A 13,426-nucleotide genomic window follows, 5' to 3' on the forward strand; every position below is an offset into this window, starting at 1 on the left:
GATTAGAATGAATCTTTTTAAAAACCATTCCGTATTAATAGGAAAATGATATGTGATGGTGTTGAATATGAGCACGGGTACCATTATTTTTATTATCGCTATGGGCTGGGCGTTGATCATCTATGGTGGTTTAACGTATTTGATCGTAAAGAAAAAAGAATACAGTCTCATTTCAGGGTTCTTAAATCGACCGAAAGAAGAACAGGAATATTTGATTCATAACGGATATATTGAGGCGCTTGGGAAGATTTTTAAAATAACGTTCTATTTGTTTGCAGCCACGTTCTTAGCTGGTCTGCTTCCTATCCCATATGGCTTTGAAATTGGAATTGCAATCTTTATAATCGTTTTGCTTGGCGGAATCATTTGGGTGCAAAAATTTGAAGTTCCTCATAAACGTAAAAAAATGTACTGGATTACTGGTGGAATCATGGCTGTTACTATCGCATTAATCGGCGGGCTTACCATTGCTGGCATGGGCGACAATGAGGTTAAAGTTAATCATGAGTCTTTGGAGATTTCCGGGATGTATGGGGTCAAATGGCCTGTTGAAGATATAATGTCTGTTGAACTATTGGATGAACTGCCAGAAGTGATTATGAAGTCAAATGGCTTTGCGTCAGCTGGTCAATTAAAAGGGCATTTTCAATTGGAAGAGCCGTATGGTAGTGGCTTATTATTTGTGAATGGAAAAAATTCACCTTATCTTTATGTAGCAACCAAGAAAGACTTCTTGATTTTAAATCGGAAAAATAGTGAAGACACGATAAATATTTATGAGTCCTTACTTAAAATATTGGAAAGTAACAATTAGTGTAAAAAGGAAAGCTCCTTTTAGGAAAAGCTTTCCTTTTTATATTCAAAAAATATCTTATCTCAAAGTCTTTAATGCACCGCTCCAAGCTACCACTTCACCAAGCATTGTATTTACATTTTCAAGGTGCAATTCAGCTGGATTGAATTCGCTGAAGTTCACAAAGTCTGTAAATAAGGATAGTGTTGGATGTGTACGCACATCAGCAATTTTCAATTCTCCACAAATTCCACGTAGGTGTTCAGCTGCACGAGCACCACCTGTTGAACCATAGCTTACGATTCCTGCAGCTTTGTTATACCAAACATCGCGGGCAGAATCTAAAGCATTTTTCAATGCGCCTGTAATGCTATGATTGTATTCTTGAACGATGAACACGAACCCATCTAAACTAGCGAGCTTTTGGTTCCAAGCTTGTAGTCCTGGTTCATCACCAGTCCCCTCGCCTAAAAACGGTAATTTGAACTCGGAAATATCTACAATCTCATAATTAGCATCTTCACGCTTGTCCGCAATCCCTTTTACCCATTCCCCAACCTGTGGGCTGGCGCGTCCTTGGCGTGTACTTCCTAAAATAATTCCAATGTTTAATTTTTCTTGTGTCATGTATTTTTCCTCCTTGATGACTTGTCTATTAAATACAATCATTCATAAAGTCCTAAAAAATGGTATAAAACTACTAGTTAGTTACTTTATGTAAGTAATTATATTTATATAATCAAAGAATGTCAAGTTCATAGAAAGGAAGTTGTTTATGTGGAAAACTCTAATTATGACAGCGGCTCATACTTTCTTAAATTTATAGGCACTACGTTAGTTTCTATCGAGACGGCAATGATGATTTTCACTTGGTCGTGGTGAATGATTTCACTCGGACAATTAGCGCGATTTCCCTATGAGTACGGGTACGTTGAGTGATTCATTGTAACCCCATGGTTCACTTTTTATACTTTATGGTCACGATGGACGCTTCATCGTAACCTCGGACGCTACTTTTTTTGACTTATGGTCACAATGGACGTTCCATCATGACCTTGGACACCACTTTTTTTGACTTATAGTCACGATGAACGCACCATTCTACCACTAGCCCCACTATTTCTGCTCTAAAGGTATGATGATAGTTTTATTTTAAAATCCATATTCACAATTGGATCAATTAATTGTTCAAAAACACTTTCCCTCTCTTTTTAGCATAGGATTGAGCGGCATGTACGGCTTCATTTACATGCATTAAGTCATATTGGATGGAGGGTGGCATGCCTTTCAATCTTTTCTCGCTAAACAAGGAAATTAACTGTTCAAACGTTTCTTGCCATGTTTTCACGGATACTTGTTGGTTCCAATGGCGTAAATGGAAGATCTTTACGGTTGCCTTATCGGCTATTATTTTCCAATCGATAGGTTTACCCGATAAAAGACCGATTGATAAAAAAGTACCGTTCGCTTTAAGGCAAAACGCCATTTCGGTCCCGCATGAACCTCCAATCGAGTCGATAGCGGCCGTGACTCCTTTTCCATTCGTTATTTCCCGAACTTCATTAACAAGGGATGCTTCAGATGAATTAATAACGTATGAAGCACCAAATTCAAGTAATTCTCGCGTATGGATGTCATTTCTTACAACCGCGATTAGCTCGAACCCAAGAATATTAGAAAGCTGGGCAAAAATACGGCCAATCGAGGATCCGCATGCATTAACTAGTAATACATCACTAGGTTGCAACTGTAATATCTGTGTACAAACAACCCAGGCAGTCACTGGATTTATGTATAACTGGGCCGCTGTAAAATTGTCTATTGTATCCGGTATGGGAATCGCCAATTCCGCGGATGCAAGGACATAGTCCTGCCACGTACCTTCCCCGCGAAGCGGCAAAACATGTTTGCCAAGTAATTCTTTTGATACTAATGGGCCGACCTTTTCCACAATTCCAACACCTTCGTAGCCTGGAATCGTCGGCAGTGATATACGATGAGAATAGGATCCATAAATGGGGATGATATCTGATGGATTGATTGGGCGAGTAATCATGCGAACAAGAATTTCTCCGGCACCCGGGGAATGAATATGTCTATTTTCAATTGTTAAAACATCGTCCGGATTACCAAATTCGTAATATTTAGCACATTTTGCTTCCATTCCAAAGACTCCTTTTGCTTATATGTTCCATTGACATGATGTACCGCCGCTTTTATACTTATATCGTAACTCAAATACTAAAAATGTTCTTGTGGACTTTTCTAGAGATTCTCTATTTTCGCCACACAGCCGTTTAAAATAGGCTGGGTGGCTTTTCTATGTATAGGAAAGGAATGAATTACTTTGAAAACTTGGCACTATGCCTTAATTGTCTTTTTAGGCGGATGTTCTTACGGGATATTGTCTACCTTTGTAAAGCTTGCTTATGCGGCCGGTTTCACGGTTACGGAAGTAATTGGGGGACAATACCTTTTTGGGGCAATCCTTATTTGGATTATTTTCCTCTTTTCTAAAAAACAAAAAATGTCCCCACGACAAATTGGGAAACTCTTATTATCGGGACTTCCTTTCGGTTTAACTGGGGTATTTTATTACCAAGCATTACAAACATTGGACGCCTCTTTGGCGATCATTTTCCTTTTTCAATTCGTATGGATTGGAACATTTATTGAATGGACTTTGTTTAGAAAAAAACCTACCACAAATAAAATTATTTCCATTATCATCTTAATTATCGGTTCCGTTCTTGCGGCAGGGATTATCGTTGAAAAAGGAATTAACATTACGTGGCAAGGTTCGGTTTGGGGCATACTTTCTGCTATAACTTTTACCACTTCCATTTTTCTAACTGGTTCAGTTGAAAAAAACTTACCACCTATTCAAAGAAGTACGCTTATAGCTACTGGCGCTTTAATTACGGTTAGTGTTATATTTCCACCTATGTTTTTAGCTAATATTCCGGTCGTTGTGGGGGTTGCCCCGTATGGTTTATTGCTTGGATTATTCGGTGTGGCCTTGCCGCCGCTTTTATTTTCTATCGGAATGCCTCATGTAGGACCAAGTCTTGGAACAATTTTATCTGCTTCCGAGCTGCCAGTTGCTGTTACAATGGCTTATGTTATTTTAGCCGAACATGTTGGTTTGTCCCAATGGCTAGGGGTTATTTTAATATTAGGCGGAATTGTATTTGGGAATGTGAAACGTACGAAAACGGATCTTGCTTATGATAATTAATGTTAGTTGAGGAAGGGTGTTGTTCACCCTTCCCCTTTTTATCAACTTCAAAGGTTCCACTTTAACACGAGCCCTAAATGTGTAAGTCCTCCTCCAAAACCATATAGCAGTAATGTATCCCCATTTTTCACTTTCCCTTTTTCAATACCAAGGTTAAGCCCCAAAGGAATCGAAGCAGATGAAGTATTTCCAAAATATTTTACACTCGTCAATGTTTTTTCTATAGAAACATTTGATTTTTCACAAATTGATTCAATCATTCTTAAATTGGCACTGTGAGGGATGAACCAATCAATATTATCTGTATTTAATTGTACATTGCGTAACAATATGCTAATTCCTTCCGGGACAGTCCGTGATGCCCACTTGTATACCTCCCTACCATTTTGAACGATTTTTCCAGTATCGTTTAATGGTTTTCCGTCCATCGTCTTTGAAAAAGATGTACGATAAACATGAATGCCTCCCTCACCATTTGTTCCCATATGGGCAGCCAAGAAACTAGGATTTTCATGATCATACTCGACTAGCATAGCGCCTGCCCCATCTCCGAATAAAATACAAGTCGTTCGATCCTCATAATCAGTCACTTTTGATAAAGTTTCCGTCGCCACAACTAATATTTTTTTATGAGCTCCTGATGAAATTAAATTATTAGCTAAATGTAAAGCATACGTGAAACCCGCACATGTAGCATTCAAGTCAAATGCTCCTGTGCATGGGATTTTGAAGTGATTCTGAATTTGGCAGGCAACACTCGGAAACGCATAATCCGAAGTGGTTGTCGCAACTATAATACAATCGACATCACTAACATCCTTATTATATTTTCTAATTAAATTCTCTATGGCCTTAATAGCTAAATGAGATGCAAATTCCTCATCATCTGCAATTCTCCTTTCTTTCATCCCTGTTCTCTGCACAATCCATTCATCATTTGTATCGACCATCTTTTCTAGATCGTCGTTCAGTAATCTCTTCCTAGGTACGCAGGTCCCAATGGCGGTTATCCGTGCTTTAGATTGAAGCATATACTTCACTCCTTTTATCCCCATTATACCACCAAGTGCTAGTACCTGGTAATAATTAATAAAAAATAGACTATATCCATTTGGATACAGCCTAAATAGCTTAGATTAAATGTAGTTTTAAAATAATTGATTCAAGTTAGCCATCTCAATTGCCGATACCGCAGCATCATAGCCCTTGTTACCAGATTTTGTACCAGATCGTTCAATGGCTTGTTCAATGTTTTCGGTTGTTACAATCCCAAAAATCACAGGTACACCTGTCGTTAAACTAACAGAAGCAATGCCTTTGGCAGCTTCATTACATACATAATCATAATGTGTCGTGGATCCACGAATTACAGTTCCCAAACCGATAATCGCATCATACTTTTTAGTTTCCGCCATTTTTTTCGCAATAAAAGGAACCTCAAATGCACCTGGAACCCAAGCAACATCAATATCTTTTTCAGAAACACCGTGACGCTTCAAGCCATCCATCGCACCTCCCAATAATTTACCTGTTAAAAACTCATTAAATCTTCCTACTACTATTCCAATTTTCAAGTCTGTTCCGATTAATTGCGCTTCAAATACTTGTCCCATTTTTTATCTCTCCTATGCTAAAATATGATTCATTTTTTCTTTCTTGGTCATTAAATATTGTTTGTTTTCTGCCACTGCGGGAATCTCGATAGGAACCCGCTCCACAACTTGAATACCGTATTTTTTCAAGCTTTCAATTTTTTCAGGATTGTTCGTCATCAGTCGTACATCTGTAATTCCAAGGTCACGCAGCATTTGAGCACACAGTCCATATTCACGCATTTCTGGAGGAAAACCTAGTTTCACATTCGCCTCGACAGTATCGTAACCTTGCTCTTGTAGCTCATAAGTTTTCAGTTTGTTAATTAAACCTATGCCTCTACCTTCTTGACTCATATATAGGATTACTCCTCTTCCCGCTTCTTCAATCATGGCTAATGATTGAGCTAATTGCGGCCCACAGTCACATCGTTTGGAATGAAAAATATCACCTGTCAAACATTCAGAATGAATACGTACAAGGGGAGCTTCACCCTTTTTTTCATTGCCTTTTACAATTGCCACATGCTCTTTGCCATCTACCGGATTTGAATAACCAATCATTTGAAAGTTTCCATATAAAGTCGGCAAATTCACAGATGCTTCACGCTTTACTATTTGATCATGCTTATACCGATAAGTAACTAAATCTGCAATAGTTACCAACTTTAAATTGAACTCTTGTGCAAGCTTTAGGAGTTCTGGAACTCTCGCCATTTCACCGTTATCGCTCATAATCTCACAAATAACACCTGCATGCTGAACACCGCAAAGCTTTGCAAAATCTATCGCGGCTTCTGTATGTCCTTGTCTCTCAAGCACACCATTTTCTTTTGCTACGAGTGGAAAAATATGTCCAGGTCGGCGGAAATCCTTGGCAATTGATTCCGAATTTAATAGCTGTGTTATCGTTTTAGAACGTTCAAATGCACTAATACCGGTTTTCGTAGTTTTATAATCAATGCTTACCGTAAAGGCTGTTTGATGATTGTCGGTATTTCTATCGACCATTGGATGTAATTCAAGATGTTGTGCCAACCTTTCCGTAATCGGCGTACAAATTAACCCGCGACCATACTTGGCCATAAAATTGATATTCTCCGGTGTAGCGTAATCCGCCAGCACCAAAAAATCCCCTTCATTTTCACGGTTTTCATCATCGACAACGATGATGATTTTACCCTTTTTCAAATCGTCTATTGCTTCTTCAATAGTGCTATACATAATCAATACACCGCCTTTCTTAAAATCCATTAAGCTTTAAAAAATCCATTGTAATGGATGATTCTTTTTGGGTTCGATTCAAATGATTAATCACATATTTGGACAGTAAATCAGTCTCAATATTAACTAAATCTTGCTCTCTTTTATCTCCTAAAATGGTTTCCTGATAAGTATGAGGTATTAAAGAAACAGTCAATTTTTTTGGTTGAATATCGAAAATCGTTAAACTGATCCCATCAATGGCAACGGAGCCCTTCAGCATGCAATATTGGTTCATTTCCTCACTGATTCCAATATCAATATAGACCGCATTTTCAATATTTCTTTTTCGTAAAATTACACCTGTTCCATCAATATGCCCTGAAACGAAATGGCCACCAAAACGACCAGTTGACGGCATCGCCCGTTCTAAATTGACCTTATGCCCTATTTGTAAAGACTGGATATTTGTTGCTTTTACCGTTTCTGGCATGACATCGACTGTAAAGGTGTTATTCGAATAGGCGTTGGCTGTCAGGCATATTCCATTTACTGCAATGCTATCCCCTAGATGAATGTCTTCTACCACTTTTTTAGATTCTATCGTCAACTGCATACTTCGCAACCCATTCTTTATTGCTTTGACTTTACCTATATCTTCAACAATCCCTGTAAACATGGCATAACCTCATTTCAATATTGATGTTAATTTCAAATCCTCCCCAATTACTTCCACATTTTGAAAAGTTAATCTGTAAGCTTCGGGCATTTTCTGAACATTTAAATCACCAAACATTGGAAGTGCCGAATTACCCCCGATTATTTTCGGGGCCACATACGTAATGAGTTGATTTACATTTCCCGATTTCAAAAAACTGGCATTAATGGTTTTTCCACCTTCCACATAAAGCTTGCTCACCTGGCGTTTTCCAAGGATTGTAAGCACCTCGTCAATCTCAATGGATGGCTTAGAAAATTGAATGATTTCCACATGTGATTGTGTAAAGTTAGCAATCCTATCTTTTTCTACGTCTGAACCTGTAAAAATCCATGTTTTTGTTTGAGTGTCCGTTATGACCTTTTTATCAGGAGTTATCCTTAAATGAGTATCTAAAATGATTCGTATCGGCTGTTTTTTTGTATTGCCATAGCGGTTCGTTAACAAAGGATTATCGGCTAAAATGGTTCCGATGCCGACTAAGATGGCATCATTTCTTTCACGATCCAAATGGACATCTTTTTGTACTTCCTTACCTGTTATTTTTTGATCTTTCCCTTCCTCTGCCGCGATTTTCCCATCCAGTGTGATTGCCTGTTTTAACGTAACAAAAGGCTTTTTATGTTTAATAAAATGAAAAAACACCTTATTTAATTCATCCGTCTTTTCTTTTAAGACATCTGTTTTCACTTCAATTCCGGCACTTTTTAAAAGAGTAATTCCTTTCCCAGCAACTAGCGGATTAGGATCCATTGAAGCGATAACTACACGTTGTACACCATATTCGATTAACGCTTTTGTACAAGGAGGTGTTTTTCCATAGTGACTACATGGTTCAAGTGTTATATAAACCGTGCTTCCCTTTGCCCTCTTACCTGCCATTTGCAAGGCATTGACTTCCGCATGTGGACACCCTGCCTTTAAATGAGAACCAAATCCGATGATTTCCCCATCCTTTACAATGACTGCACCTACAGTTGGGTTTGGAGAAGTTTGACCTGCGGATACTTGAGCCAGTTTCAAGGCAAATTCCATGTAAATTTCATCGTTCATATTTTTCCACCTCCATTCAAAGAAAAAGAATACCCCGTAGATGGATTTCTACGGGGTTTTTAGGAGTTTTTCGTATTTTGAGCATGTTCAAATAAACCTTTAGAAGTATATTTTTCTTCTAAGGAACTAAGTTGTGCTCCATACATCCTTCTCCCATCCAGACTATACTGTCGGCTTTGGACTCACACCAAATCCTGCCTTTTACAAGGCTCACGGGCTTAGAATTTCTTCATCACCGTCGATTGGGAATTTCACCCGACCCCGAAGGACAATGCAATTATTAAGTTTTTCCGGAGCTTTCAATAAAAAGAAAACCCCATAGATCAGCTCTACGGGGAGATTAGGAGTACTTGCATTTTGAGCATCAACAAATAAACCTTTAGAAGTACATTTTTCTTCCAAAGAAATAAGCTATGCTCATACATCCTTCTCCCATCCAGACTATAACTGTCGGCTTTGGACTCTCACCAAATCCTGCCTTTTACAAGGCTCACGGGCTTAGAATTTCTTCATCACCGTCGATTGGGAATTTCACCCGACCCCGAAGGACTATTAGTTTGTGAAACTGATTATAACACTCTAAAAAATAAAATTCATCTTTGAAGGGTTTGGGAACTAATGTAAATTCAATAACCGCTTTAGGTGATTTCCTGTTATGTGAAATACTTCTCCCTTTTCCGAATCTGCTTTAATATTTGATTCACAGTTCTTTCAATTGGCAGTACTCCATCTAGTACAATGTCTGAACTAGGTTTTACGGACATTTCCATTTCCAAGTAGGCAGTCCTTCCGTAGGATAAATAATGAGTTAAATCGTTAAGTATATTCCCCACTGTATCATCTGAAAAGTCCCTAATTATTCTTCTGGCCATAGCAATATCCAATGGTGTTTCAATATATATAGATAAGTCTATATAATCACTCATACCGTTATTTAAGTAGGCAAAAGGGTAATCTAGAATAATATAATTAACGGTTGGATCATCGAGAATGGAACAAACATCAGTTGTGAATGGTTCTAGATTCCATTCATTATAATCGGCCCCATCCTCCACCCATTTGCAAATATCAGCTGGGCTTTCCCTAAATTCATAATCATCAAAATACAAGGCTTTGGAGTTATCTAGCCTTTTCATCAATTCCTTCGTAATGGTCGTCTTTCCACCTCCCGAAACAGCGGCAACGGAAATAACCATGGGTTTTCGACTCACTTTTCTGCCCCTTTCCCTAGAAAAAAGCGAGTCTCTTAGTTATGAGAAACCCGCTTTGTAGTCAAATCACTTATTTCCATTACTTGGATAACTCAATATTCCAATCCCCATTGTTTACGCAGAGTATCCATTGTTTTCATAATATCGTATGTTTCATCTAGAGGCATGATAGAACTTTCAAGTTTGCCTTCGCGTAAGCATTTCATTGCTTCTTCCGCCTCATAAATATAACCGTTTAGCTGGCGATCGTCTTTAAATCCTTCCACGTCTGAACCAGGGCGATGTAAATATGCGCCTGCCCCAAACAAGAAATTCGGTAAATGGATATAGCCTTCTGTTCCGTAAATATATGCATCATTAGCCATATTTAAGCGAACACCTGAATTCAACATAGCCGTTTTTCCATTTTCATATTCAAAAAGCGCGGAAAACCACTCGTCTACGCCTGTTTCTCCAATATGTGCACTACTTTTAATATTGGTAGGCTGCGTTCCGAAAATCAAGGATGCAAAAGAAATCGGATAAATACCCGCATCTAGCATCGCACCGCCGCCTAGCTTCTTATCAAGCAAGCGACTATCAGGCGCCCAGCCAACATTAAAACCAAAATTCGCAGTCAGCATGTTTACTTCACCGATTTTACCTTCTTTAATCCAATTCATTGCCGTAACAACCGCAGGTAAGTAGCGTGTCCACATTGCTTCCATTAAAAATGTATTATTTTCTCGTGCAGCTTTAATTAATTCTTCTGCTTCTTCAGCATTCATCGTAAATGGCTTTTCGCATAATACGGCTTTACCTGCATTTAAGCATTGCAGTACACATTCCTTATGCTGCGGATGAAGAGTGCCTATATAAACAAGCTCTACTTCCGGATCTTGAACAAACTCATCATAACTGTTATAGGAGCGCGGAATGTTGAATTCGCTTGCAAAAGAAGCAGCTTTTCCTTCCGTTCTGGATGCAACTGCAACAAGTTCTGCATTTTCTGATTGTACTAAATCAGAAGCAAACTTACGGGAAATGTTACCAGGGCCCATAATTCCCCATTTAATCTTTCTCTTAGACATTTTTGTTTCCCCTTTCAAGCAATATGTATTTTCTAAATTATAACCCAACCTCCAATTAAATACCTTATTTTTGTTAACAAAGCGGGCGCTAAGCGGCGAAGTCTTTTCGAGGTCGCGATGTTTCCTTTTAATCAAACGTTTGATTAAAATATCCAATCAAGCTCTCGTTTCAATCAAACGTTTGATTGAAAAATCTGAGACACTTTTCATTTCAATCAATCGTTTGATTGAAATATCTTCACACCAGTTTATTTCAATCAATCATTTGATTAAGAGCTTTCATCTACTATTTACTTTAATTTTTCGTTTAATTAAAACGAATATTTCACTTTTTCATTTCAATTAATCGTTTGATTGAAATTTCTATACACATTTTTATTTCAATCAATCGTTTGATTGAAACGTACGCCGCTTTTTCATTTTAATCAAACGTTTGTTTAAATAAGAGTAAAAGCCATCCATACGGGAGTTGAAACAATTTATCCGGGAGTTGGACAGTTTATTCGAGAGAAAATAACTGTTATACGTGAAAAAAAATATTATACGAGAGTAACAGAACTAAGATAGGTCGAGAAAACAGTCAATTTTTCTAAAAATGGTCTCCCCATTTTTCCTGTAAAAGCTGTATTTCTTTTTCATGTGGGATTTCTTCCTTTGGTGTTTCCAAAATAAAAGGAATGTTCGCGAACTGAGGCGTGTTTACGAACTGATCAAATTGCGACTCTTTAATGTAACCAGGTCCAAAAATAGGAGCATGCCGATCTTGTCCTATACGGGTGTTATACTTTGAATTATTAAAATGAACAAGCTGTAACTCTTCAAAATATCCAAGGTCCTCTCCTTTTTCTAATAAATCACTCCAATTTTCACCATCCCATAAACCACAAGAAAAAGCATGACATGTATCAAAACAAAACCCTATCTTTTCGGGATAATCACATAATTTTCGAATCTGAACGAGTTCTTCTAAAGTTGTTCCGAACGCACCAGGCAATCCTGCATTGTTTTCCAATAATATTTTGGCATTTCCCTCCCACTCACTAAGACCTTCATTTAACATTTCGATTATTAATTGGTAGCTTTCGAGGAGTGTAAGATGACTAACCTTCTTACCGAAATGAACGACAACTCCAATCGAACCACATGCTTCAGTAATTTTAAGATCATTTAACAAGGATTGAATCACTTGATCTCGCTTTCGTTCATCATTAGGGGTCAAACTAGTGGGATATGGTGAGTGGCTAACTGACAAAATAGCATTTTCCTCACAAAATGCCTTGCATGAATCGGCATCCTGTTGATCAAAATTTTTCACTGTTAGACTGCGGGGGTTTTTTGGAAAGTATTGAAATGCTCCAGCATTCATTTTAGATGCCTGCTTAGCGGCACCCAAATAGCCATTTTTTATGGAAAGATGACAACCAAATATCATATGTATTCTCCTCAATGCTGACAATTTTCACAGTAGAAGGTCTTTCTAGACGAAATTTCTGCTTTCACAATAGACGAACCACATCTTTTACAGGGATTTCCTTCCTCATCATGGACATACATCATATTTTTGTAGCCACCAGTCTTACTATCTCCATTAAATAAACGTTCGCTCATATAACCGCCATTTTTAATCGCTTGCTGAAGAGTAAATCTGATTGAATCAAACAAACGAACATTTTGATCGCGATCTAGATCATGTATTTTCCGATCGGGTAAAAGTTGTGCATGCCAAAGAATTTCATCTGAATAACGATTTCCGATACCTGCAATAAACTCTTGATTAATCAATGTTGTTTTTAATCCACCTCTTCTCCCCTTCAAAGCTAAAAGGAAAGCATCTATTGAAAAGTTCGGATTAAGCGGTTCGGGTCCAATATTTTGTAGTTCTTGTTCAAGCAATTCCCGAGACAAAAAATGCAAATAACCTAATCGCAGCCCAATAAAATAGAGGTGGTGTTCTCCAAAGGATAACTGAACTTGCACAGTTCGATTTGGTTTTTCTTCTTCTCTTCCATAGAACATCCAACCTCCTAACATTAGATGCAATAATAAGCAGCAGCCATTTTGCATCTGAAAAATTAAATATTTGGCCCTTCTATCAATGGTTTCGATCTTCTGATTAAGCACCTGTCGTGAAAAATCAGCCGTCGACGTATTTATTGACTTTTCCCGATTAATCACTACATCCGTGATTGTTTGGCCACCAATCTTTTGTTGGAGCAATAACTTATATGTTTCCATTTCCGGCAGTTCAGGCATGGCATTTCCTCCAAAAAGTGAATTCTATTTCCGTTTAGGCAGCGTTCTATTCCCGGTCAGATGGCTGCTATTTCCGTTCGAACTGATTCTATTCCCCTTCAACAGGATTCTATTGACGGTCGCGCATCCTATTCCCGTCCGGCAGCATTCTATTCCTGTTCAGATGGCCGCTATTTCCGTTCGAACTGATTCTATTCCCCTTCAAATGAGTTCCATTGACGTTCAAACTTCTATAAACATATGATTCCTCAATTAGGGAAAAAACATTACTCCGTTAAAAGCTTTAGGGACATGT

The 13,426-nt window shown here is 38.1% G+C and carries 13 protein-coding genes and 2 riboswitches; of the genes, 2 read left to right on the forward strand and 11 right to left on the reverse strand.

The window, feature by feature from the left end; all coding sequences use genetic code 11:
- Positions 1 to 55: 55 nt before the first annotated feature.
- Positions 56 to 814: a DUF3784 domain-containing protein gene (locus NQ185_RS11395; protein ID WP_257582053.1), complete on the forward strand. Its 759-nt coding sequence runs from the start codon at positions 56 to 58 to the stop codon at positions 812 to 814.
- 57 nt (positions 815 to 871) lie between these two features.
- On the opposite strand, the gene NQ185_RS11400 is transcribed toward NQ185_RS11395, so the two are convergent.
- Positions 872 to 1,420: an NADPH-dependent FMN reductase gene (locus tag NQ185_RS11400; protein ID WP_257581918.1), complete on the reverse strand. Its 549-nt coding sequence runs from the start codon at positions 1,418 to 1,420 to the stop codon at positions 872 to 874.
- 553 nt (positions 1,421 to 1,973) lie between these two features.
- Positions 1,974 to 2,957 carry a zinc-dependent alcohol dehydrogenase family protein gene (locus NQ185_RS11405; RefSeq protein WP_257581921.1) on the reverse strand — a complete coding sequence of 328 codons (984 nt, stop codon included), beginning with the start codon at positions 2,955 to 2,957 and terminating at the stop codon, positions 1,974 to 1,976.
- A 183-nt stretch (positions 2,958 to 3,140) separates the two neighbouring features.
- Here NQ185_RS11405 and NQ185_RS11410 point away from each other — a divergent pair, with 183 nt between their 5' ends.
- Positions 3,141 to 4,031 carry a DMT family transporter gene (locus NQ185_RS11410; RefSeq protein WP_257581922.1) on the forward strand — a complete coding sequence of 297 codons (891 nt, stop codon included), beginning with the start codon at positions 3,141 to 3,143 and terminating at the stop codon, positions 4,029 to 4,031.
- Between the two features lie 47 nt (positions 4,032 to 4,078).
- Here NQ185_RS11410 and NQ185_RS11415 read toward each other — a convergent pair whose 3' ends face one another.
- The 9 genes from NQ185_RS11415 to mutM form a co-directional block, all read right to left on the reverse strand.
- Positions 4,079 to 5,062, reverse strand: a complete 984-nt coding sequence (locus NQ185_RS11415) for a ketoacyl-ACP synthase III (protein ID WP_257581923.1) — start codon at positions 5,060 to 5,062, stop codon at positions 4,079 to 4,081.
- A gap of 117 nt (positions 5,063 to 5,179) precedes the next feature.
- Positions 5,180 to 5,644 carry a 6,7-dimethyl-8-ribityllumazine synthase gene (gene ribH, locus NQ185_RS11420; RefSeq protein WP_257581924.1) on the reverse strand — a complete coding sequence of 155 codons (465 nt, stop codon included), beginning with the start codon at positions 5,642 to 5,644 and terminating at the stop codon, positions 5,180 to 5,182.
- A gap of 12 nt (positions 5,645 to 5,656) precedes the next feature.
- Positions 5,657 to 6,847 carry a bifunctional 3,4-dihydroxy-2-butanone-4-phosphate synthase/GTP cyclohydrolase II gene (locus NQ185_RS11425; RefSeq protein ID WP_257581925.1) on the reverse strand — a complete coding sequence of 397 codons (1,191 nt, stop codon included), beginning with the start codon at positions 6,845 to 6,847 and terminating at the stop codon, positions 5,657 to 5,659.
- Between the two features lie 19 nt (positions 6,848 to 6,866).
- Positions 6,867 to 7,505 carry a riboflavin synthase gene (ribE, locus tag NQ185_RS11430; RefSeq protein WP_257581926.1) on the reverse strand — a complete coding sequence of 213 codons (639 nt, stop codon included), beginning with the start codon at positions 7,503 to 7,505 and terminating at the stop codon, positions 6,867 to 6,869.
- Between the two features lie 9 nt (positions 7,506 to 7,514).
- A complete protein-coding gene (gene ribD, locus NQ185_RS11435; protein ID WP_257581927.1) occupies positions 7,515 to 8,597 on the reverse strand; it encodes a bifunctional diaminohydroxyphosphoribosylaminopyrimidine deaminase/5-amino-6-(5-phosphoribosylamino)uracil reductase RibD in 1,083 nt (360 codons plus the stop codon).
- A 141-nt stretch (positions 8,598 to 8,738) separates the two neighbouring features.
- Positions 8,739 to 8,870: riboswitch (FMN riboswitch) on the reverse strand.
- A gap of 147 nt (positions 8,871 to 9,017) precedes the next feature.
- Positions 9,018 to 9,150, reverse strand: a riboswitch (FMN riboswitch).
- Between the two features lie 100 nt (positions 9,151 to 9,250).
- Positions 9,251 to 9,808 carry a nucleoside/nucleotide kinase family protein gene (locus NQ185_RS11440; protein ID WP_257581929.1) on the reverse strand — a complete coding sequence of 186 codons (558 nt, stop codon included), beginning with the start codon at positions 9,806 to 9,808 and terminating at the stop codon, positions 9,251 to 9,253.
- 92 nt (positions 9,809 to 9,900) lie between these two features.
- Positions 9,901 to 10,878, reverse strand: a complete 978-nt coding sequence (locus tag NQ185_RS11445; protein WP_257581930.1) for a Gfo/Idh/MocA family protein — start codon at positions 10,876 to 10,878, stop codon at positions 9,901 to 9,903.
- Positions 10,879 to 11,467: 589 nt separating this feature from the next.
- Positions 11,468 to 12,310, reverse strand: a complete 843-nt coding sequence (locus tag NQ185_RS11450) for a deoxyribonuclease IV (protein ID WP_257581931.1) — start codon at positions 12,308 to 12,310, stop codon at positions 11,468 to 11,470.
- 11 nt (positions 12,311 to 12,321) lie between these two features.
- Complete coding sequence (gene mutM / locus NQ185_RS11455; RefSeq protein WP_257581932.1) at positions 12,322 to 13,131, reverse strand: bifunctional DNA-formamidopyrimidine glycosylase/DNA-(apurinic or apyrimidinic site) lyase; 810 nt, start codon at positions 13,129 to 13,131, stop codon at positions 12,322 to 12,324.
- Between the last annotated feature and the right edge of the window lie 295 nt (positions 13,132 to 13,426).

This window comes from Lederbergia panacisoli (assembly GCF_024626525.1).
Lineage (GTDB): Bacteria > Bacillota > Bacilli > Bacillales > Bacillaceae_C > Lederbergia > Lederbergia panacisoli.